20 protein-coding genes and 2 pseudogenes are annotated in these 21,128 nt (G+C 67.9%); 8 read left to right on the plus strand and 14 right to left on the minus strand.

Features of this window, described 5'->3' with window-relative positions:
* Positions 1–27 precede the first annotated feature (27 nt).
* From AC07DF_RS11310 to AC07DF_RS11320, 3 genes are all read right to left on the minus strand, one after another.
* On the minus strand, positions 28–477 hold the full coding sequence (locus AC07DF_RS11310; protein ID WP_478969352.1) for a helix-turn-helix domain-containing protein: 450 nt from the start codon (positions 475–477) through the stop codon (positions 28–30).
* Positions 478–1,051: 574 nt separating this feature from the next.
* Positions 1,052–1,861 (minus strand): alpha/beta fold hydrolase, encoded by an 810-nt coding sequence (locus AC07DF_RS11315; RefSeq protein WP_478969354.1) that lies wholly within the window; start codon positions 1,859–1,861, stop codon positions 1,052–1,054.
* Positions 1,862–2,304: 443 nt separating this feature from the next.
* The gene (locus tag AC07DF_RS11320; RefSeq protein ID WP_478969356.1) at positions 2,305–2,577 is read right to left on the minus strand and encodes a hypothetical protein; all 273 of its coding nucleotides are present in this window, start codon (positions 2,575–2,577) and stop codon (positions 2,305–2,307) included.
* A 115-nt stretch (positions 2,578–2,692) separates the two neighbouring features.
* Between AC07DF_RS11320 and AC07DF_RS11325 the strand changes: the two genes are divergently transcribed.
* The gene (locus tag AC07DF_RS11325) at positions 2,693–3,949 is read left to right on the plus strand and encodes a tyrosine-type recombinase/integrase (protein WP_478969358.1); all 1,257 of its coding nucleotides are present in this window, start codon (positions 2,693–2,695) and stop codon (positions 3,947–3,949) included.
* Positions 3,950–5,703: 1,754 nt separating this feature from the next.
* Here AC07DF_RS11325 and AC07DF_RS11330 read toward each other — a convergent pair.
* Together AC07DF_RS11330 and AC07DF_RS11335 are read right to left on the minus strand one after the other, a co-directional pair.
* The gene (locus tag AC07DF_RS11330; protein ID WP_478969360.1) at positions 5,704–5,925 is read right to left on the minus strand and encodes a helix-turn-helix domain-containing protein; all 222 of its coding nucleotides are present in this window, start codon (positions 5,923–5,925) and stop codon (positions 5,704–5,706) included.
* Complete coding sequence (locus AC07DF_RS11335) at positions 5,925–6,416, minus strand: DUF2975 domain-containing protein (protein ID WP_478969361.1); 492 nt, start codon at positions 6,414–6,416, stop codon at positions 5,925–5,927. Before AC07DF_RS11335 ends, AC07DF_RS11330 begins: the two co-directional genes overlap by 1 nt.
* Before the next feature lie 621 nt (positions 6,417–7,037).
* On the opposite strand from AC07DF_RS11335, the gene AC07DF_RS11340 reads away from it, so the two are divergent.
* The gene (locus tag AC07DF_RS11340; RefSeq protein WP_478969362.1) at positions 7,038–8,258 is read left to right on the plus strand and encodes a PP2C family protein-serine/threonine phosphatase; all 1,221 of its coding nucleotides are present in this window, start codon (positions 7,038–7,040) and stop codon (positions 8,256–8,258) included.
* A gap of 694 nt (positions 8,259–8,952) precedes the next feature.
* On the opposite strand, the gene AC07DF_RS11345 is transcribed toward AC07DF_RS11340, so the two are convergent.
* On the minus strand, positions 8,953–9,408 hold the full coding sequence (locus AC07DF_RS11345) for a nuclear transport factor 2 family protein (RefSeq protein ID WP_478969363.1): 456 nt from the start codon (positions 9,406–9,408) through the stop codon (positions 8,953–8,955).
* Between the two features lie 14 nt (positions 9,409–9,422).
* Between AC07DF_RS11345 and AC07DF_RS11350 the strand changes: the two genes are divergently transcribed.
* Both AC07DF_RS11350 and AC07DF_RS11355 read left to right on the plus strand, forming a co-directional pair.
* The gene (locus AC07DF_RS11350) at positions 9,423–10,223 is read left to right on the plus strand and encodes a helix-turn-helix domain-containing protein (protein ID WP_478969365.1); all 801 of its coding nucleotides are present in this window, start codon (positions 9,423–9,425) and stop codon (positions 10,221–10,223) included.
* Between the two features lie 1,073 nt (positions 10,224–11,296).
* Positions 11,297–12,295 (plus strand): YdcF family protein, encoded by a 999-nt coding sequence (locus AC07DF_RS11355; protein ID WP_478969367.1) that lies wholly within the window; start codon positions 11,297–11,299, stop codon positions 12,293–12,295.
* Positions 12,296–12,468: 173 nt separating this feature from the next.
* Here the strand turns inward: AC07DF_RS11355 and AC07DF_RS11360 are convergent, their stop codons facing one another.
* The 4 genes and pseudogenes from AC07DF_RS11360 to AC07DF_RS11375 form a co-directional block, all read right to left on the minus strand.
* The gene (locus AC07DF_RS11360; protein WP_478969369.1) at positions 12,469–12,726 is read right to left on the minus strand and encodes a hypothetical protein; all 258 of its coding nucleotides are present in this window, start codon (positions 12,724–12,726) and stop codon (positions 12,469–12,471) included.
* 345 nt (positions 12,727–13,071) lie between these two features.
* Positions 13,072–13,568 (minus strand): annotated as a pseudogene (locus AC07DF_RS11365) (lamin tail domain-containing protein).
* Positions 13,569–14,015: 447 nt separating this feature from the next.
* Positions 14,016–14,093: pseudogene (locus AC07DF_RS11370) on the minus strand (DUF6207 family protein); the annotation flags it as partial.
* 1,081 nt (positions 14,094–15,174) lie between these two features.
* On the minus strand, positions 15,175–15,447 hold the full coding sequence (locus AC07DF_RS11375; protein ID WP_478969371.1) for a hypothetical protein: 273 nt from the start codon (positions 15,445–15,447) through the stop codon (positions 15,175–15,177).
* Positions 15,448–15,718: 271 nt separating this feature from the next.
* Between AC07DF_RS11375 and AC07DF_RS11380 the strand changes: the two genes are divergently transcribed.
* Entirely contained in the window at positions 15,719–16,318 is a 600-nt protein-coding gene (locus AC07DF_RS11380) for an LURP-one-related family protein (protein WP_478969373.1), read from the plus strand.
* Positions 16,319–16,441: 123 nt separating this feature from the next.
* Here AC07DF_RS11380 and AC07DF_RS11385 read toward each other — a convergent pair whose 3' ends face one another.
* Positions 16,442–16,954 (minus strand): DUF4760 domain-containing protein, encoded by a 513-nt coding sequence (locus AC07DF_RS11385; RefSeq protein ID WP_478969375.1) that lies wholly within the window; start codon positions 16,952–16,954, stop codon positions 16,442–16,444.
* 80 nt (positions 16,955–17,034) lie between these two features.
* Between AC07DF_RS11385 and AC07DF_RS11390 the strand changes: the two genes are divergently transcribed.
* Together AC07DF_RS11390 and AC07DF_RS11395 are read left to right on the plus strand one after the other, a co-directional pair.
* Complete coding sequence (locus tag AC07DF_RS11390) at positions 17,035–17,319, plus strand: hypothetical protein (RefSeq protein ID WP_478969376.1); 285 nt, start codon at positions 17,035–17,037, stop codon at positions 17,317–17,319.
* Between the two features lie 25 nt (positions 17,320–17,344).
* Positions 17,345–17,635, plus strand: a complete 291-nt coding sequence (locus AC07DF_RS11395) for a hypothetical protein (protein ID WP_478969378.1) — start codon at positions 17,345–17,347, stop codon at positions 17,633–17,635.
* A gap of 60 nt (positions 17,636–17,695) precedes the next feature.
* Here the strand turns inward: AC07DF_RS11395 and AC07DF_RS11400 are convergent, their stop codons facing one another.
* From AC07DF_RS11400 to AC07DF_RS11410, 3 genes are all read right to left on the minus strand, one after another.
* On the minus strand, positions 17,696–18,601 hold the full coding sequence (locus AC07DF_RS11400) for a helix-turn-helix domain-containing protein (RefSeq protein ID WP_478969380.1): 906 nt from the start codon (positions 18,599–18,601) through the stop codon (positions 17,696–17,698).
* 91 nt (positions 18,602–18,692) lie between these two features.
* Positions 18,693–19,751 (minus strand): alpha/beta hydrolase, encoded by a 1,059-nt coding sequence (locus AC07DF_RS11405; protein ID WP_478969382.1) that lies wholly within the window; start codon positions 19,749–19,751, stop codon positions 18,693–18,695.
* Positions 19,752–20,295: 544 nt separating this feature from the next.
* Positions 20,296–20,436 carry a hypothetical protein gene (locus tag AC07DF_RS11410; RefSeq protein ID WP_478969384.1) on the minus strand — a complete coding sequence of 47 codons (141 nt, stop codon included), beginning with the start codon at positions 20,434–20,436 and terminating at the stop codon, positions 20,296–20,298.
* A gap of 110 nt (positions 20,437–20,546) precedes the next feature.
* Between AC07DF_RS11410 and AC07DF_RS11415 the strand changes: the two genes are divergently transcribed.
* Positions 20,547–21,020 (plus strand): hypothetical protein, encoded by a 474-nt coding sequence (locus AC07DF_RS11415; RefSeq protein WP_478969386.1) that lies wholly within the window; start codon positions 20,547–20,549, stop codon positions 21,018–21,020.
* The last annotated feature ends 108 nt before the right edge of the window (positions 21,021–21,128 follow it).

A 21,128-nucleotide genomic window follows, 5' to 3' on the forward strand; every position in this document is an offset into this window, starting at 1 on the left:
TGAATCTGGCGATCCAAGAACGAAGGGCTACAGAAAAGGTGGCGACCACGAATGCGCCGAATGGGTCGGTTTCCGGGCCTTCTCACCTGCATGGCCCATCACCGAGACGGCTGGACACGCTCCTCCTGCGCTGACGGAGGCGCGCCGAAACCTGAAGGATCGGAGACGCCGACGGCGGCAGGTCCGCGAACGAGATCGGCCACGCGACGTCATCGATGGGGAGCCACGGCGCAGCGGCCAGGCGGTGGATGTCACCCCGGTGAAGGCTTTGACCTCGCGGTGGAGGTGGGCCTGGTCGACGTAGCCGCTTGCAGCCGCCACCTGGGCGGCGGCGCTGCCCGCCGCGAGGAGATGGGCGGCATGGTCGAAGCGCACCAGCCGGGCGGCTTGCTTGGAGGTGAGGCCTATCTGGGACCGGAAGGCGGGACCACAGGCGCTTACGGCTCCATCCGACCTCGTTCGCCAGGCTGTCGACACGTACCCGTCCCCGGCTGGTGAGCATCAGCCACCAGGCAGCAGCCACCTCTGGATCAAGCGACGGGCGGGCGCTCAGCCGTCGGTCAAGGGCATCCCCTGCGATCGTGAACCGCTCGTCCCACGACGCGGTGGTTCGCAGTTTCTCCTCGGCTCGCCCGGCATCGCGGCTGCAGACATCCTCCAGGGAGACCACCGTCCCGCTGAGGTCGGTCGATGCGCGGAACACCGCAACCACCAGGACCGGCGACAACGGGATCTGGAGGCACTCGATCTCCCCCCCGGCCGCCCGGCCTCCGAGCCGAAGGTCGCGCGGTGCCAGTCCAACGACCGTGCTGCCGCATTCGCGCCGACCGTGGGAGTCGTAGACAAGGCTGTCTCTCACTCAGGTCCACGAACAGAGTGACCGAGGGGTGCGCGACCATGGCGATATCCACGCGCGCCGGGGCACGTTCGCGGAACCCAGCCATGCTGACCCCCGGGAGTCGGCCCACCTGCCGGGGCACGGCGACCTGCACCGACGCCCAGTCAGGTGGTGATTCGGTGGACCTCACAGCACCAGGCTAGGCGATGGGCGTCAGCGGCCCGTCGCCGTGAAGCCCAGCAGCAACTTGCCGGTCGCCTCCGGCGCTTCGAGCATGGGGAGGTGCCCGACGTCCGGCAGCTGCTCGACTCGCGCGTTCGTCACCGTGTCGTATTGGTGCGCTGAAGACGGATCCCAGCGACGGTCGGCAGCACCGAAGATCACCAGAACTGGGACGTCGAGTGCGGTCAGGCGCGCGGGTACGCTCCTCTCGGCGATGTACGCGCCGTTTTGGCGCAGCACCGTCCTGAGCGTGCGGTAGCCAATGGCCCGTGCCTCGGCGACCAGGTCGTCCGGGACGTCCACCGGGCGGTTGCACACCACGGTCACCCCCCGGCGGAGCATCGCGTCGGAACGGACTCTCCACAGAAGCGGGCCGAGCGGCGGGGCGATCAGCACCCGAAGGAGGACGGGCTGCGGAAGAAGCGCGTCGGGACTGGGGCCACTGCTGATCAGCGCGAGCGAACTCACTAGGTCCGGGCGCTGTTCGGCGAGGGCGGTGGCGATGTATCCGCCGCTGGAGTGCCCGGCCACGGTGACCGGACGAAGGCCGAGCTCATCGAGCGCCGCGGCCAGGCGGGCTGCCTGCTCAGGCACGTCGTACGACGGCGCGGGCGGGGACTGACCGTGGCCCGGGAGGTCGACCCGGATGACGTGATACCTGCTGGCCAGTGCCGGCACTACCGGACCCCAGGAGTTGCCCGAGGCCCCCGATCCGTGGATGAGCACTAGCGGCGGCGCCTCCCGCGGGCCGTCGTGGACCATGTGCATCCCGAGCAAGTGCTCGCCGTCGTAGATACCCATGCACGTGAGGATGCCTGCGCTGCCGGCCTCGGTCTTGTACAAATGTCGTCACGGGGCCGACGATCGCCAGGACTTCCGTCTCCACGGCGAGCGGGACTTCCGCGAAAGCCAGGCCGTTTGAGCCGCCATCTGCAGTTTCGAACTGCCGGGCATTCATACAGGTCAACGAGTCCCTATGTGCTAGCTGCACCGTGACAGGGCAGCCGGGGCACGGGGCAGCTCAGTCGGCTGCGGAGCACGGGAGGCGGTGACGATCGCGATGTTTTGCGCACTGCTGGTGACAACAGCGCGCCGCGTCGGTGACAACTACCCTGCCTCGCCCGACTGAAGTCGCAGTTCAGCGGGCTCCGGAGGTGACAGCTATCGTGCTTCGGCTCACCGTTTTCGAGACGAAAGAAGGCGGCCGAACCGACGGGCCGCCGAATGCCTCACCCACGGCGAAGTTACCACGCGCCCGTCCCGCCGGCCTCGCCCGCTCCGACCACGGCCGCGCAGCTGCTCGCCCAGCTCTGCGAGAGCAGCCGCGCCGGCACGTGGGTGCCGGCCTTCGAGCCGGACTGGGCACGGGCAGCGAGGATTCCCGGCACAGCTACAGCCTCAGCCCGCTCCACGATGTCGTGATCACTTGGCAGGCCCGCCTTGCAGCGGCCCCGGCCGTGGAGGCGTTCCTCGCCGACGGCTGCGACGACTCCGACGGCGTCGGCCTGGCAGCTCACTCGACAACCTCGCCCGGGACCTGACCCGGAACTTCTGGTCGGATCTGGAACTGCACCACCCCAGCATCTCCTCCCTCGATCTGCCGCCCGGGTTGCGGGCGCGTGGAAGGAGCGGATGCGTACCCGCATCCAGCGGCAGATGGAGGAGCCTGCCCGGTGGGGGCCTTGGGCAGCCCCCTGCCCGATCAAGGAGGCGGAGACCTCCAACCGCAAGAACGTCAAGCGGACCAAGGCCCGCATGGACCAGCGCACCCGGGAGCGGCTTCCGGCCCTGCAGACCTTCGCGAAGGCCGCGGCCGATCACCTGCGTCATCACACCGTCGGGCTCCAGGCCCTCCTGGCCGTGGAGCCCGGCGCCACCTTCACGCTCGGCGACGAGGTCTTCGTCCGCACCAGGAACGCGACCACAGCGGCAGCCCGTGACGCCCAGGGCAACCTTGTTCGTTTTGACTTCGCCGAGCATCGTGCGTTCTGGGCCTGGGCCGCGGTGGAGTTCCTGCGCCACACCGGCGCCCGCATCGAGGAGATGCTGGAGACCAGTCATCACGCCATGATCCAGTACCGGCTTCCCACCACCGGCGAGGTCGTCCCCTTGCTGCAGATCGCTCCGTCCAAGAACGACCAGGAGCGGGTGCTGCTCGTCAGTCCCGAACTGGCCGACGTCCTGGCCACGATCATCCGGCGGGTCCGTGGCCGCAAGACCGGCACTATCCCGCTCCTGGCTGCCTACGACTACGAGGAACGCGCCTGGAATCAGCCAGCACCGCTGCTGTTCCAGTGGGACCGGGGTGGGGAGATGTCCCGTATGAGCGGCGAGTTCATCCGCAAGGCGCTTGGTGATGTGCTTGCCTTCACTGGGTTGACTGACTCAACCGGTCAGCCCCTGCATTTCGCCCCGCACGATTTCCGGCGCGTTTTCATCACGGATGCTATTCGTTCCGGTCTGCCGCCACACATCGCGCAGGTCATCGCAGGCCACGCCAACATCAATACCACCATGGGCTATTACGCCGTCTACCCTGCCGAAACCATCGAAGCCCACCGCGCCTTCATCATCCGGCGCCGCTCACTGCGCCCCGCCGAGGAATACCGCACGCCGACCGAGGCCGAGTGGGAGGACTTCCTCGGTCACTTCGAGCGTCGCAAGCTCTCCGTCTGCACCTGTGCCCGCGCCTACGGCACCGCCTGCGCCCACGAGCATGCCTGCATCCGCTGCTCGATGCTCACCCAGGCCGAACGCGAGGGCTGGCTGGGCGAGATCGAAGGACTCGAAGTCAGCCTCGCCGGCGCCCAGGACAAACTCGCGCAGCTCGACGCGCAAGCCCGCAACCGTCAGGTCGTCGATCTCGGAATGCCCCCCTTGTCCATTTGACCGGGCAGGTCTTCAGCCGTCGGATCGGACGGCGCCATCTCATCGTGCTGCGGTTTGGTCCACAGCGCGATGACTGCTGCGAGGCGGGAGACGATGGCCAACAGGCCGAACAGGTTCGGGTAGCCGCCGAGGAGGGGTGCGAGGCGGCGCCCGCGAAGGGCGCGAGCGCGGCTGCGTTGGTGGAGGGGGCTGCCAGGCGTGCTGCGGGTACCGGTCACCGCCACCTACCCGCTGGAGCAGGCCGCGGAGGCGTTCGCCGCCTTCGGTGCCGGCACCTCGGGCAAGATCGCCGTCTCCTGCTCCAGACCATGCCCGACGAAAGAGGTAGGGCATGCCCGCCAGGGAGTCCGCCCATGTCGCCTGACCAGCTGCTGATGGGCGCCGTCCAATACGACCGTTACGGAGGCCCCGAAGTGCTCTCCGTCGGTGCCGTTCCGTGTCCGCCCCCGGGGCCGGGCCGGGCCAGGTGCTCGTTCCGGTCCACGCATCCAGCGTCAATCCGATCGACGTGAAAATCCGCTCCGGTGGAATGCGTCTGCGCCTGCCTGTACTGGGACCCATACGAGCGCCGCGGCCAGGCCGAAGGCGTCTGCTGCAGCTGCCTCAGCGAGAAACCCGCCCCGCGCAGCTCCTACTTCAGAGAAGTGACCAAACCAAAGCTGATCGCACCGCTCCAGATGTTCCGGGGCATGACAGACCTCCGCGGCCACCCCGAGCAACACCAGGCTATGAAGGCAACTGCAGACGCGCACCTGCACTCGCGTCGGCATCGCCGGACCGTTCGACTTCAGGACATCGGGGAAGCTGACGGCAACCAGCCGCTGCACCTTGCTCCAGGTCGTGAGCCGCGGGGACCACCTCTACCTTGAAGGCCGCTGAGGCACTGGGCTGAGGGACTGCGCGGCCGCAGAAGCCGCCGGCGGTTCCCCGCCACGGCGGCGTCATGGCTCGATGGTGTTGCGGCCCTTCCGCGTCCGTGGTGCCGGACGCGAAGGGCGGTGCGTGTCTGCCACGGGCCGGGCAGTACCGGACTGGTGCCCGGCCATCGCCATGGGCCACGTACCAGGCTCGGCCCGCCAGAAGGTCACTTCAGCGACTTCGGAAACGGGCACTCAGGACCCCGTTTCCCCGGCTTGTGAGACGCCCGATGTCCTATGGGGCGGTGTGCGGGCCTCGAGCGCCTGTGCGCCCCGTCGGGCACCCTGCCGACCAAGAGCAGGCGCGGCGCACGGTCGACCCCATGGGGGATAACAGGTGTGTTGGGCGCGGGGATGGCACGGACTGCCCGAACGGGGAGGACGAGACGCTCGTGGACGGCGTGCGGTGTGAGGAGTGCCGGCACCACTACGGGCTGGATGAGACCGAGCGCGGCCGGTGGGCGGAGGTGGGTGACGGGCTGACACGGCCGATGGGGGATACGGACGAGGCCGGGCACCGCGGCGCCGCGTAGGGGGCAGACAGGAATGTCCTGCATAAGGGTCTCCCGGCTGGTGGCCACGATCTGTCCGTAGTCGCCTCGCCCTGGAGGGGCTTGGCGAGGACCGCCGCCTGTGGATGAGCGACCTCCAGAGCACGCTGTACCTGCGCCGTACCGGCGGTGACGGCTGACCTGTGGGGCCCGGCCGGGACTTGCCTGGGAAGGTTCGGGCCCGGCCGGGTCGTGCCAGTCCACCTTGAGCGGTACGACGGCTGATCGAAGTCTCTTGCCGCCCGTGTAGCGGCCTCGACGCATGGCAGGGGCTTGGAAGGGCACGTCATTCGCTTGCGGTGTCCTCGGCTTCCCAGCGCAGCAGGTCGCCCGGCTGGCACTCGAGTACCTCGCAGAGTGCGGCGAGCGTCGCGAAGCGCACCGCCTTGGCGCGGCCGTTCTTGAGTACCGCCAGGTTGGCGGGCGTGATCCCTACGCGGTCCGCGAGCTCGCCCACGGACATCTTCCGCCTGGCCAGCATCACGTCGATGTCGACAGCGATCGGCATCAGATCACCTCGTCCAGCTCGGCCTGCATCTGCGACGCTTCGACGTCGCGCGCGACGGCCTGGGCGAGCAGCATCCGCAGCACGAGGACGATGAGCGCGACCCCCAGGATGGCCACACCGATCCCGCCCATGATGACGGTGACGCCCGGGTCGTCCCGCTGGCCTGGCGCATTGATGACCGTGACCGCGAACCACAGGAGGGCAGCCCCGACGATCGCTCCGATCACGCCGTCCACGTACCGGAAGGCGGCGTGGGAGAACACGGTTCCGCGTCGCACCATCGTCACCAGCCGCCATACGCAGATCAGGGCGACCTGGGCCGACAGCATGCCCATGATCGTGATCGCCCGCAGCGCGGTCAGCGGGAGCGACCCGTCCTCCGGGTCGCTCCCGCTGACCAATGTCCACACCATCAACGCCTGCACGAACACGGTGCCGACGAGCACCAGCACGAGCACGGTGCGCAGTGCACGCACGGGCAGCTTTCCCATGACCCATCCTTCCATCGAAACGCGATGGGAATCTATCGAGATTCGATAAGCAGAGCAAGGGCTGGGATGAAAGGTGAGCGGCACTCTTGCTGTCTGCGAATCGGGCACGATCGGTACGTGGGGAGGGGTCAGCCGCAGTCGTTGCGGTTGATTTTCAGGGAGCGGTCTGGTCGTTGAGGTTGTAGCCGCGCAGGGCCGCTCGGGGCGGGCGTGGTCGGCGGCGGATGCCGGCAGGGTGACCACCGAGACGAGAGCGCCGACGGTGAGTGCGGCGGCGGTGAGACGGCGAGCGATGCCAGAAGGAAAGCGGACATGAGGTCACGGGGGCCTCGGTGTGGGTGCTGCAGTTGGGCTGTTGGGGTGCTCAGTGGTCCGCGGCTGGCGTGCCGCTCTCGGTCGGGGGCGACCGGTCAGCAGACTGAGCGGGCAGCGGTGCCCGGGTGGACCGCTCTGCCGGGATGTGGCGAGGGTTAGCCGGGGGAGCGCCGGTTCCCGTCGGCGAGGCAGCCGTGGTGCGTGCGCAATGAGGTTGCGGCCGCCCTGGCCCTGGCTGATATCTCCCAAGTGGCTTGGGTGTCACGTCGTGACGCCGCAGGCAGGGCAGAACGTGAAGAGGCGGTCGTGACAGACGGTGAGGTGGACCGGTCGGAAGGCATCGGGGAGCGGCTGCTGGGATTGCTGCTGGACCGGTCTCATCTCATGTCGCCGCAGCTGATGGCTCCATTGATCGCGGAGGAAGTGGCCAGGATCGGCGGGCGTGAGGTATCGGTACTGCTGCAGGACTACGCGCAGGAGCTGCTGGTGCCGCTGCCGGGCAGGAGACTGGTGGTCGGTGAGCCCGAGACCATCGGGGACTCACCGGCCGGGCAGGCTTTCCTGAGGATGGACATCGTCGAGGTAGCGCAGGACGGCGCCGTACGCATGTACCTGCCGTTGCTGGACGGCAGCGACCAGGTCGGTGTGCTGGCCGTGACCCTGGACGTCGTGGACGACCACGACCGGCGTCTGCTGCGCAGACTCGCCAGTCTGGTCGCCGACATGATGGTCACCAAACACGCCTATACCGATCTCTTCTTCCAGGCCCGCCGCAGGGAGCCGATGAGTCTGGCCGCGGAGATGCAGTGGACGCTGCTGCCGCCGCTGGCCATGTCTGTGCCGCAAGTCGCCGTGGCCGGCATCCTGGAGCCCGCTTACAGCGTCGCCGGCGACAGCTTCGACTACGCCCTCAACGACAACATCCTGCACGTGGCCATCATCGACGCCATGGGCCACGACCTGGACGCCGCCACTATGGCCACCGTCGCCATCGGCGCCTACCGGCACGCCCGGCGTGCCGACATCAGCCTGGCGGAGAAGTACGCGTTCATGGACCAGGCCATCAGCCGGCAGTTCGGGCCCGACCACTTCGTCACCGCGCTGATGATGCACCTGAACATCGCCACCGGCCACCTCGAATGGGTCAACGCGGGCCACCCCTCACCCTTGCTGATCCGGGGAGGCAAGGTCGTCCGGCCACTGCGGGGCCCGACCACGCTTCCGGTGGGCTTCGGCGGTGAACAACCCCGGATCAGCGAACTCCGCCTCCAGCGCGGCGACATGGTCCTGTGCTACACGGACGGCGTCATCGAGGAACACGAGCCCGGCAGCGAGCCCTTCGGAGAGAACCAGCTCATCGAGTGCGTCAACCGCATGGAACAGGTCGAGCACGGAGTACGGGCGAAGGTGCGCTGGCTGTCTCACACGCTGAAGGACGAGCGCGGCGGACGCACGAGCGACGACGCCACCCTCTTCCTGATCGAATGGCGAGGAGGCGCCGCCGACCACCTCACCGAACTGGACTGACCGCTGGCTCTGAAATTCTGTTCCGCAAGCGCACCGGCGCCTCCGCCGAGGTCCGCCGGTACCTAACCGCGGCAGATGCCGAGCTCGGCTACCAGGTCCGCGGGCTGCGAACCGCGCTGTCGAGCGCGGCCGGCAGTGGGAGGCGCGTGCCACCATCGTCGCCTACGCCAACCACATCCAGTCGCTGAGCCTGCGCAACGCCGAACTCGAAGCGGAGAACGCCACCCTGCGCGAAACTCTCCACCAGGGGGCGGCACCGTGGCCTCCCTCCCTGTGACTCCTTGAATGCTGCCGCCGGAAGGACTGCCGGGCCTCCTCTCACGGGAAGAGGCCCGACCAGGCCATAAGCCGGCCAGAACCGCGATGGCAGACCACTCCGGCTGCACGCCGGGTATTCCTGGAGCACCACGCCCCTGGCCGTGGGTGACGCTCAGCTGTGTGGTCCTGCGCCGTGCAGGAGTGTGTCGATGACGAGGGTGGCCAGCATGTCCGGATCCTGATCGGCCGGGTCCTAGATCCCTCATGGCCTGCGCTGGCTTCCTGCCGCGCCCGACGTCTATCCGTCACTTCGCGGAGCGCCTCCCTTTACAAGGTACTGACACGGCTGTTCGCCGCTCCGGTCACCAAGGCGATCGCCCCGATGATCGAGCTGATCGACGATCTTGTCGTTCGAGAGCGGAAGCGATACGACTGATCAGCGCCCAGCGGGCTCCCACCACACCAGATTGGCGGCCGCCTGGGCCACCGGCTCGATGATCTCCCAAGCCTCGGCGACCAGCCCCTCGTCGATCCGCCAGATATCGACGACCGCGATCTCCGGCCCGGCATCGGGGAGCTGTCGCCGCGAGTGCATCACGACATGATTACCGTCGGCCAGCAGGTGGTGGACCTCCACTCGCATACCGGCGAGCGGGGTGAGTGCTGCTTGTACGGCGGCGAGCCATTCCGCTTTGGTCGATGAAGTCGAGTCCGGCCTGTGATGGACGAAGTCATCGCTCAGCACCGGTTCGAGCGCGTCGACGCTGCCCGTCTCGATCAGTTCCGTCAATGCCCGTTGAACGATGCTCTTGTTGTCTGTGGTCATGGACGCAGTGTTTCTGCGGTCACAACGGTTGTCGATGAAGTCGGATTTCATGGCGTGCGGCTCCACGATGAGTACTCTCGATGACCGTGCATACGGTTGGGGAGCTCTTGCGGCAGTGGCGGCATCGCCGACGACTCAGCCAACTCGATCTCGCGATCGCGGCCGACGTCTCGGCCCGTCACGTCAGCCTGGTCGAGACGGGCAAGTCCAACCCGAGCGCCGACATGGTCCTCCGGCTCGCGGACCAGCTCGATGTGCCGTTGCGTGATCGCAACCGGCTGTTGCTCGCGGCCGGCTTCGCACCCCGGTACGCCGAGCGGCCACTCGATGACGGTGCGCTGTCGGCGGCCCGGGACGCGGTCGAGAGGGTGCTCCGTGCGCATGAGCCGTACCCGGCGGTGGCCTTCGATCGCCGGTGGAACATCGTGATGACCAATCGCGCGGTCGAGCCGTTCTTCGCGGACGTCGATCCCGACCTGCTACTGCCGCCGATCAACCTGGTGCGGCTGGGGCTGGACCCACGTGGGTTCGCCCCTATGGTCGTCAATCTGGCCGACGTGCGTGTGGTGTTCCGCTCCCGAATCAGGCGTCAGCTCGCCGTTGCTCCCGACGCTGAGCTCACCGCGCTCTACGAGGAACTGCTGGAGCCCAACTCCGAGGACGCGTCGAGCCGATCGGTCGAATCCGATGTCCTGATCCCGATGATCCTTCGCTTCAACGGACGGGAGCTGCGGCTGTTCTCGACCATCACCACGTTCGGTACTCCGATGGACATCACGCTGGACGAGGTCGCGATCGAGTCGTATTACCCGGCGGACGCAGAGAGCGCCACCTACTTCGGGGAGCCCAACGGTGACGTTCGAGCAGATGCCTCCCCCTGATCGGTTGGATCGGATGGCCACGCCCTCGCCCGGTACACCGACGAGCTGGGCAGGGCGCAGCACCGGTGACGGGCCCGCATCCGGGCCCCGCCACCCGGGCGGGAGCCAACCGATGGGTGAAGACCGCCTGTGACAGATCACCACACGTTCCCACCGCCGCCGGGATTGGGACCTGCAGGGCAGCCTCGCCGCTACCGTCCGCTCCGACGTTGGCCACCGACCTGACCAAGCCAACACAGCGCCAGCAGTGCGTCCTGCACCCGCAACACAAAGAGCGTCCGTGCCGGATGCGTCCGGCACGGACCTCGCTCAGACTCTCACGCGGGGCTACGTCCTCGCCCAGTCGAGTCCGAGGTCGGCGAGCTGTTGGTGTCCAGGCGCCGTGTTTGTGATCAGGAGCGAGTGTTCTGGCTGGGTTGATCAGTTTTGGTGTGCGTCTGTGGTCGGACGGTGCTGGTGCCTCGGTAGCCGTGGCGGCAGCGGCTGCCGGCCCTTGGCTGGGGGCCTGATCTGCAGGGTTTGTCAGGTAGCGGGCCGGGGTGATCAGGTCGTGTCAGCTGCGCTGTGCAAGGTGCATGTTCAGTGATCGTTTGTATGCGGCGGTGCTCGAACGAGCCGCCCGAGTTCGGGGCCGGGGCACAACGCGCATGGCTCCCCGTAGAGGGCTGCCCAGTGGCGTTGCCGACCCGTACCGCGTCCTCGGGATGCTCGTCCGAGTGGGGCGGTCGAACATGAGGGCACCGGCTACCGGATCGCGTTACGGATGATGGCCATCGCTGCAGCGTCTCCCGAAGGAGCGGTCCGCCGCGTCGCGGTTCCGTACCTGCTGGACCTGCACCGGGCTATAGGGCACACCGTCCATCTGTGCGTCCTGTGCGGCCGCCGGGCAGCACCACCGGCATGACATGCCGGTCCCGCCGAATATACCGCCGCCCGCCCGCGTTCGGCGCACCACAGGTGGTCTGGGAGGATGGCCGGCAGCCGTCCGTTCGGGTCCGGGAACCCGCGGGCGGCGAGAGGCGGGCGGGGACGGGCAGCGGCCTGGCGGGCGGGAGAGCGGAGCGGTGCGGCACATGCCGGAGTACCCGGAGTATTTCGCCGCGGTCGTGTTCGCAGCGGGCGGCGTCGTCAACGCCCTGCTGGCACCGCACCGGTTCTCCCCCGCCGTCCTGTTCTGCCTTGCGGTGACTTCTGCCGGACTCGGCGTGGCCGGTCGCAGTGCGGCGGCCCACCCGACCATCGCCACCGTTCTTGCCGTCGCCGCCTTGCTCCTGGCGCTCGCGTTGGGCCTGCTGTTGCTGGCCGACGGCGTTTTTCTGGTTCGGCGCTACGGACCGCAGGCAGCCCTGCTGGCCACCGGGGCCGCCGGCTGCGCGGTGCTTGCGGTGCTCGGCCTCGACGCAGTCTTCCACGCGGTCGGCGGCGAGGCGTTCGGTGTCCTCATGGTCGCGGTGAACGCGGCCGCGGGATACCTCACTTTGCTCTTCCTCGTCTTCGCCGCCTACGTGTTCGTCCGGGGCCGTAGCACCCCGCTGCCGGAAACCACCCATGTCGTCGTCCTGGGCGCCGGGCTCAACGGCGACCGGCCCGGCCCGTTGCTGACCCGCAGGCTGGAGCGCGCCCTTGCGATCGACGCCGCCCGCGCACCGGACACGCCTCGTGTGGTGTTCGTCGTCTCGGGCGGCCAGGGCGACGACGAGGTCCGCTCCGAGGCGGACGCGATGGCCGACTATCTGCGCGGACGCGGAGTGCCCGCCGACCGGATCGTGCGGGAAGACCGCTCGGTCAACACCGGGCAGAACCTCCGCTTCAGCGCGGCCCTTGTGCACGGCACCACTCCGGGCCACCGTGCCACCGCGGTCACCAGCAGCTTCCACGTCTACCGCACGACCCTGCTGGCCCGCCGCGTCGGCGTGCCCGTGCACGTCGTGGGCGCGCCGACCTCCCCCGCCTACTGGCTGGCCGCGACACTGCGCGAATTCGCCGCCATCCTGTGGCTGGACCGCCTCTCCTTGGTTGGACTCAGCCTGCTGCTGGCAGTGCCGGTGGCGACGGCGGTCTTCGAGCACTGAAGCGCCGGCCGCAGACCTCGTCAGAGGTCCTGACAAAGGCGCCGTGCATGGCGCGGTTGAGGAGGGGAGAGTGCTGGCCGGGCTGCCTGACCGGTGCGTGCAGCCCGCTGCGCGGGGTGCACGCGGCTAGCTCGTCGAGGTCGGCGTCCAGGTTGATGAGGACAAGGACAGCACTAGAACTTGGGCCCGGGGTCCCTGGGCCGCCCTCCCATGCGGTGGTCGCTCCAGTCGATGCCGTCGTCGCGCTCCTTGCCCGAGGCGAGCCCGAGGAACCCGAGTAGGGGAGCTGCGACGAGGATGGCCCCGCACAGGCTGCCGATCGTGACGTAGGCCGCCGCGGCGGTGAGGGCCCAGAACAGGACGTCGCACACGATCCTCGCCCACAGCGGGAACGGGGTCCGCCACGCGTGGTAACGGCGGTATAGGCGCACGAGCTTGCCGGAGGCGCGCTTGGATCGGCCAGCCTGTCCCTGACCTGCCCTTACAGCGTGGCCGTTGCCGTACCCGCGTCCCTTTTTGTCGCCCATGGAACTCTTTTGTCCCTTCGAGTGTCCGTGACCACAGCAGCTCTCTATCCTCTGGGCGAGCAGCCGTCGCTCACGACCCGATGCGTGCGAGCGGGAGCGTGAATCTGCGCGGGCAGTCGTCGCTCGCCGGCGGGCCGGTTGGTGGTGCGCTGGGCACGGAGGCGCGGTGTTCGCAGTGCTGGCACCTTCGCCCCACCGACGACCCCAGGGTCCAAGGCGGACTAGACAGCTGGCCGGAGAGGGGTGATCTCAGCTGTGGAAGTTGATGTAGCCGTTGTGGTCGGGGTTGTCGTTGCGGTTGGTGTAGGCGTGGACGTCGGCGCGGCTGCCTGAGGGCTTGTACAGGTAGATGGTGTCCTTGTCGTTGTTCCACAGAAAGTTGCAGTTGTCGCGGTAGACGACGTTGTGGGTGTCGGAGTCGCTGCCGTGGCCGCCGCGCAGCTTCACATAGTCACCGGGCTGCAGGTAGTGGTTGGGCGGCTGCCGGCGGCGTCCTTGATGACGTAGCCCTTGAGGTTGATCGTCGAGCGGGACGAGTAGTTCTTCACCGTCAGGTACTCCTGGTTGGTGTTGCCCGAGGAGCAGCTGTTGGAGTCCCGGCCCGGCGCGTCGTACTGCACTCCGCGAATCTTCAACGCCGAGCTGTACTCGGCGGCGTGTGCGGGAATGAAGGACAGGGCGGTCAGCGCGCCGGCGGCCACAGCGGCAGCCGTGGCGAGGTTCTTGCGCAAGAGCGGGCTCCCCATGGTTGAGCGGGTGGTGTTGCCTGTGCAGGACACGCCCTCGGGTCCCGCGGTTGCGCGGAGAAGAGGACGTTCACTCGTTCGAAGGACGCGAGGGTGACGGCCAAGTGTCGCCACAGCGGTTCGGTGTCTGCTTGCTGAGCCTGCGTGCGGCCCTGGCCCCTGAACAACATGGCGGGGCCGCACTCGGGCGAAGACCTGAGCGTCCCGCTCGCCGTACCGGCGAGACCGCCAAACGCACGGCGCGGACGGCGAATGGTCGGCGGAGCGGGTCTCCTGGGACTGAGCAACGTTGACACGCTTCGCGCCGCGGAGCGAGCGCGATCCCGTACACGCTGGGGTGCCACGAGCCGAGTTCCCGGCGTACCTGCAGGTAGCAGCGCAGTCGTCGCCGGACTCGCCGGGAGCCTGCGTCGTATGGTCCGCCGTCGCCCACTGCGTGCTGAGCAGTTGCTGGACGGCGAAGGCGGTCTGGTCGTCGCAGACCGCGACCTCCACCACGGCCAAGCCCGGCTCCGCTACGTGCACTTCGTTGATCGGCGTCCGGGTCTCGTGGAAAAAGAGAATCGGCGGGCAGCACCCGGACCGGCATCGGCACAGGGTGTCCAATAAGACGCGTCAGAGCTCTCAGTAGATCAGGACAGAAGGGCCTGGCTGTCGACCTCGTGTCAGAAGGCGTCGACTCGTATGTTGAAGACGTCGGGGACTCCTGGAACGGCTGGTGGGCGTCTCCCACCATGACCTCGAAGCGGGCGCCTGGGATGGCCTCGGCCGTGACCCGCCCGAGCCGCGGTGGTGGGGCGATGTCCTGTTCGCTGGCCAGAACGAGGGTGGGTGCGGTGATGCTGGCGGCGTCGGATGGCCCAGGTGCGTGGCCGCCCGCAGGCTCCGGCCGACGTGGGTGAGGTGCTCCACGAGTTCTTCGGGTGTGGGCCTTCTCGGCGGTGTTGTGCTCACGTGCGTCACCCTGGTCGTGGGCCCGCCGACGTGTACAGGCCGGATGGTGCAAACCACCTGGTGGGGGAGGGCCGCAGGGCCGCTCGCAGTTTACCCAGCGTCGAACCCTGCCCGCATACAAGGGCCGGACGTGCCTCAGATCGCGGGTCGCCTAGGGCCGGTTGGAGGAGCCCTTCGACGGCTTGCTTTTGCTGCTCGGCTTGCCCTGGCCTTTGCCGGTCCTGCTCGGCTGCGGCGGCGACGGGTTGGTCTTGTCTGCTGGGCCGGTCATCTGAGTGCAGTAGGCCGCCCACCTGCTGTTCACCGCCAGCGGCGTGGATGAGGCGTTGCCAGGCCGTGGCGTCCAGGGCGTGGCCTCGGTTATTGATGCGCTCGTAGGCACGGCAGTGCGCCTGGACGTTCTTGGCCGTGTCGGGGCGCTTGGCGGGCGTGGGCGGTGCCGTGCTGGCCCCGGGGCTCTTATGTGGCTCAGCGGAGGCTACGCGAGAGCGGGTTCGCACCGCTGTTGACCGCTGTTGTTCGCCCACCGGGCAGGCGTCCAACGATCAAGAACCACAGCTGCCGTGTCTGTTCTGTCCAGCGTTTCGGGCGGTAGCTTGGTGGAGAAAGGCCCTAAAGGAGGGCGATTCGATGCCGTGGTTTGTATGGCTACTCACCGCCGCGGCACTGCCGAGACGACCAAAACGGTCGTTGGCCGCACGCGCCGGATCAGCGACAGCAGGGCGACGGCCCTGACGACAGCGGCGGTTCGTACGCCGAAGCCGGCCCTCACGGCGTCGAACAGCCCCGCCAGTCCGGCGAGGACGACGACGAGCAAGATCTCCCCGGCGATCCGCCCGCGACTCCAGGGACGCGCGACGGCAGGCCGGAGCCGGAGCAGTAGCGACCGGGCGACGCGGGCGGTGTTTCCTTCGTCCACTCTCACGGGCCGACGATAGACAGCCCCCGGGAGCGCCCGCGTCATCCCTGCGTCGTGCTGGCGGACGACGAAAGTAAACAACCCCGTTCAGGACATGGGCGGTTGGGGTCTGCCGCACTGTCGTCCTTGGTGGTTGCGGGCCACGACTTCCGAGGGCTGATCCGGGGCGCCCGTCGTGGCGACGATGGTTCGGCAGAGCACGAACAGCGGTGAGCAGTGCACACCTGGACCGAGCAGGCCTTGCAGTGCCAGAGACCGGAAAAGCGGGAGACGTCACGTGGACAACGCACACCTGCAGGCGCACGGGGGGTTCAACATCCGGCAGAGGACGGCCCTCATGGTCAACCGATACGGGGTGACCGTGGCCCGTCCCGACGGCTCCGAGGGCGAGGTCGTCGCCTTCGCCGAGCAGAAGCGGATGACCCTCAAGGAGCAGGTGACCATCTACACCGACGAATCCACGGACCACGTCCTGTGCACCTTAGAGGCCCGCCAGATCGTGGATCTCGGCGCCGTCTACGACGTACGGGACGCGCTGGGCAACACCATTGGGTCCTTCCAGGAAAAGCCCGTCGCCTCCTTGCTGCGCTCCACGTGGAGCATGGACCAGCCGGGCACGACAGAACTCACCCGGCGCGAGCGCAGTTGGGTGGTGGCCGTCGTCCGCCGGGTCTGGGACCGGCTGCCGTTCACCGACTTCGTGCCGTTCATATGGCCGTACCACTTCGATTTCACCGCGGGCGACAAGCGGTTGATGGCATTCGACAAGAAGTTCGGACTGCGCGACCGGTACGTACTCGACATCGCAGCCCCCGACCTCGACCGCCGCCTCGCCATCGCACAGGCCGTGGCCCTGGACGCACTGCAATCGCGCTGACCACCAAACGTGATCGCCGAGATCCTGCGCAAGTTCCACCGCCAGGCCGACCGCGAAGCGGTGTTCTCGGCAACCTCGCGCGGCTGCCCACCTCCTCCGGGCAGACCGCCGACCCCTCAGCGTTCAAGGCAGGTTCCCGGGCGGAAGCACGTGTAGCCCCAATTCGCGGTACACAGTTTCCGGGCGCCGGGATGAGACCCGCCAAGCCAGGTCCTCGAAGTAGCGCATGGGTTGCCGCTGATGTTCTTGACGCTCCAGATAGACGTAGGGGGCCAGCAGATTCCACGCCCGCAGCAGGCTCCCGCCGTAGGCGCCGATGATCAGGGCCTCGTCAACCAGACCGTGCGCGACCAGCTTGCCGAGGTCGTTGTAGAAGAGACCGACACGCTGGATGTACCGCCTGCTTTCCTCAGGGAGCTGCTGATAGGCAACGGGCTGTGGGTGTTCGACTGTCAGCCGGTACAGCACGTACTCCACTGCTTCGAGGTAGTCATCGCCTCGTGTGTCCCGAAACCCCTCCAGGATCATCGCCAGCACCGTCGACTTCCGAGATGACCTGAGCTGACTCCACGCCAGCCAGGCTGATGTGACAAGCGCGATCACTGAAACCAGCAACGTCACAAAGTTCAGATCCATTCGTCCCCCACTTCTGCCGAATCACAGTGCCAGCACAGTGCACCGCCCGGCTCTTGAAGGGCATACCCGCGCAGCTCAGCGTGACGGACTTCGACGTCCACATCATCTGCGACGGCCCCGCCACTCTGGTGGCCTCACCTCCGGCGCCCGCGAGAAGTTCGCCACCGTCCTCCTGCCCGGGGCAGCGCCGGCACCTGGCAACGGCGAGCAGCCCGGACCGCCACAGCCCCGCGCCGCTGCAGCCGTTTCTGCAGGCGTTCGAAGGCGAGCCGGTCCGCCACCCACACGACGAGTTCGCCGTTTATGTGGGCTACCACATCTGTCTCATCGAAGGCTCTTCATCCGTCGGCGGATCACTGGCGTGAGTGGTTCGGAGGCGTGGGGAAGGGGTTGCTGCGGGCCGCCCGGGACGATTACCCGGACAGGCTGAGCACGGCGATGCAGGCCCGGCTGGGCTTCACCGCGGTCCGGGTCGGCCGGGGCCGGGGCCGCCCGTTGGATGCCTACTCCGATGCGCTGTTCGATGCGGTGCAGGCTGCGGCCTTGGCCGATGTGCGGGCGGTGCGCGATCGGATGCTGGCCGGTGACCGACGCCTGGACGAGCGACGACGGGACGACTCCACTGTCCCGCTCGTGGAACAGGTCATGGGCACGCTGAGCGAACTGAACGGCCCCTTCTGATCCGGCGAAACCGCCTGTCGGCGGCTCGTCAGACACCGCAACCACTATGTGGCAGTCCTGTCATGATCCGTTTCGTCTGGTGGTGATGTTCTCGGTGGTGGCGGATGGTTCGATCCATGAGCTGAGGATCCGGAGTTTCTCCTCGCTGGGGGAGCCGGGGGCGGGTGACCAGACGGTGAGGTGCTGGTCGGGGTCTCCGCTCCAGTAGAAGCTGTCCCAGTCGAAGGTGAACTCGCCGAGGTCGGGGTGGTGGATGGTCTTGCTGCCGAAGTTCTGGCTGGCGACGTGGCGGCTTGCCCACCATTGCCGGAAGAGGGGATAGCCGACCGAGAGTTCGCCGACGAGGTTCACGAGCCGTGGGTCCTTGGGGTTGTCGACGGCCTGCATGCGCAGGAGGGCGACACCGGTACGGGCCATGCCCTCCCAGTCGGCGTAGAAGTCCTTCATGCGCTCGTCGGCGAATAGCATCCGGACGTAGTTGCGCTCGTGTGGGGCCATCTTGTCGATGTCGATGAGCAGCGCTGCGGCGAGGGGGTTCCAGGCGAGGTAGTCGAGGTATTTCCCCACCACGAACGCAGGCGTGAGGGTCAGCTGGTCCAGGAGGCGCTGGATCTGCGGTCGCACCGGCGTCGGCCGGCGTCTGGGTGAGGTGCGTCGGTCGGCCTGTCGGGCGAGCCCTTCGACGTAGGTGCGCTCGACCGGTGTGAGGCGCAGTGTGTGAGCGAGGGCGTCGAGTACCGGTGGGGAGGGTGCGAGACGGCCCTGTTCGATGCGGCTGTAGTAGTCCTGGCTGATCGAGGCGTGCGCGGCGACTTCTTCCCGGCGCAGGCCGCTCACACGCCGCGATCCAGGGTCCCCCGGGGGCAGACCGAGCGCGGCCGGGCTGAGCTCGCTGCGGCGGGCCTTCAGGAACTGGCCCAGCTCCTCCAGGTGCGGGTTCTTCGCGCTCACGCTCACATCTCTCATTGTCGCCCCTGTGCAGAACCGCGCCCGGGTCAAGAGGGGGGCGGACGCGACTCTGCCGGAGCGAAGTACGTGTGGGGCTGGCGGCGAGCGCCTAGACCAGGTGGGCGCGGAAGAACCGCGTCACGTTCGCGACGGCGTTGTCGATCTGCGCGGGCGAGTCGTAGTAGTCGTAGTGGGTTCCGTCGGCCCACACGAGCTCCTTCTCGCCCTGGACGCTCTCGTAGAGTGCCTTCGCCTTGGCCGGGAACGCTGAGCCGTCGGAGTGCACCACCATCGTCGGTGTCGTGACCTTCGGGGCCTGGCTGAGCGGGTCGAGGGAGAACCACGTGTCCCAGGACGAGACATCGAACTCGTTCTTGTACTGGGGGACACCTCCGCGCGCCGGGTTGGTGTAGTAGTCGTAATTGCCGGGCCTCGGGCTGTAGTTGGCGGCCTTCCGGTCGGTTTCGCTGTACACCGGGATGATCGTCGCCTTGCCCGTGCGCTCGAACTTGCGACGGGCGGCAGCGGCGTCCGCGAGACGCCGGGCAATCCCGTCCTCGCCGTAGGTGCCCTTGAACGTGTCCTCGTCGGCCAGGAAGGCCGCGACCGTCGCGAAGCCCTTCACGCGCGGGTCCTGCGCGGCAAGGTAGGTGCCGTTGCTGGCCGAGGTGCACACGCCGACCATGCCGACGGCATCCACATTCGGCTGCTCGCTCAGGTAGGTGACGGCGGCCTGGAGATCGCTCAGCTTCTCGTCCGGCGACTCGAACTGACGCGGCGCGCCGGCGCTCTCGCCGTAGTGGGCGTAGTCGAAGGCCAGCGCGACAAAGCCCTGCTCAGCGAACTTCCGCGCATAGGTGCTGGACATCATCTCCTTCACCGAGCTGAGCGAGCCCTGAACGATGACCGCCTGGTAGTGACCGTTTTCGTTGAAGCCGTCGGGAGTGAACAGGTCACCCACCAGGGTCAGACCATCACGATCAAAATTGATTTTGCGCTGCACGGTTGTGTCTGCCTTCGAGGTGTCGGCGTTGATGGGCTTTGGCTTGGTGGCCGCCGTCGCGGCGGGGGTGAACGCGGCGCCTGCCGCGATCGCGCCTGCGGCGCCGATCAGGCCGCGCCGCGTGACGCGGGACCGGGGGCGACGGGACGTGGGGGGAACGGTCATGGGGCGTCCTTACCTGCCTTACGTCTTCCTTGGAGATGCGCATTCTTTGGTCGTTCCTGATGCCTGCAAGGCATCCGTTCCCGCGCGCCAGCCTTACGTGAAGTCACAATGGAGATCACGGTTCCAGAGAACGTTGTTTACCTTGTGCTTCCCGGTCGGGTGTCGCCTCCGGCGAACGATGCCGCGGCGCGCAGCGACACCCCAAGGGTCTGCCTTGCCGCCGAAACCGACAATGGGAAAGAATTTTCCTAGGCAGCAATACGCAGGTCAGCGACCCATCGCACTGCCGCGCGCCCCGCCTCGCCACACCTCCAGGACGTTCCGATCAAAGCCCGCGACTGGAGTCCACAGACAGAACCCCGCCACTTCTGCCGCGCGGCTGCGGGACGACCGGGGCGACGGCGAGGCCGACACCGAGATGCGCCGCCAGCTGGCCAACCGCTACACCACCGTGCCTCCGTTCCTGCCCTGCCGCGGGCGATGCGGTTGGACGATGCCAGTCCGGGGAGTGTGAGACACCAACGAGCTGAGACACGTCTACAGGTCACATAACGCCGTCCAGCCCGGTTTCCTCTGGCAGCTGCGCCAGGGCCGCCGCCCGGATCTCGGGGAACGCGGGCGTCATGTCCGTGCCGCGCCGTGAGCGCAGCAGCACGCGCCCGCCCTCCGTCGCCGTTTCGATCATGTGACGGCGGGTGAGCACCGTCGGTAATGAGCACGGGGGCGTTGGCCTGCAGGGCACCTCGTGCAGCGTTACGGTTTTTATAGGGCCGCTCAAGTGAGGAGGCCGGAAGGATGCTGGTGGAGTCGCTGACGGCGCTGGCTGCTGCTGGGGGCACTGCGGTGGTGCAGGCTGCGAGTACGGACGCGTGGACGGGGTTCCGGCAGGCGGTTGCGCGCTGGTTCGGGCGGGGCGACGCCCAGAGGGAGCAAGCGGAGTTGGAGCGGCTTGACCGGACCGCCGCCGCCCTGGAGACCGCTGATCCGGCCCAAGTGGAGAGGGCGCGGATCAGCCAGGAAGCCGCCTGGCAAGCCCGCATCGAGGCGACGCTGGAGCGCCTAGATGAAACAGAGCGCGACCGGGCTGCTGATCAGCTCCGTGTCCTGCTGGCCGATCAGGTCCCGGGAGTCGCTGTGACTGCTGGGCCGGGCGGAGTGGCCACCGGGGGAAACCTGCACATCCGCGCCGAGCAGGGATCGATCGCGGGCGCTGTCATCCGGGATGCACACATCGGCCCTCATCCGGCGCCGGATCCGCCCCAGGACTGAGCGGACCGGCCAGCGAACCCCGGGCACCCGACGCCATCGGGGTGCCAGGGAGTATTACGGCCAACGATCGCAGCATCGCCGCCCACTGGATCGGCAAGATCGTCCACT

Source organism: Streptomyces sp. NPDC044719, assembly GCF_056433405.1.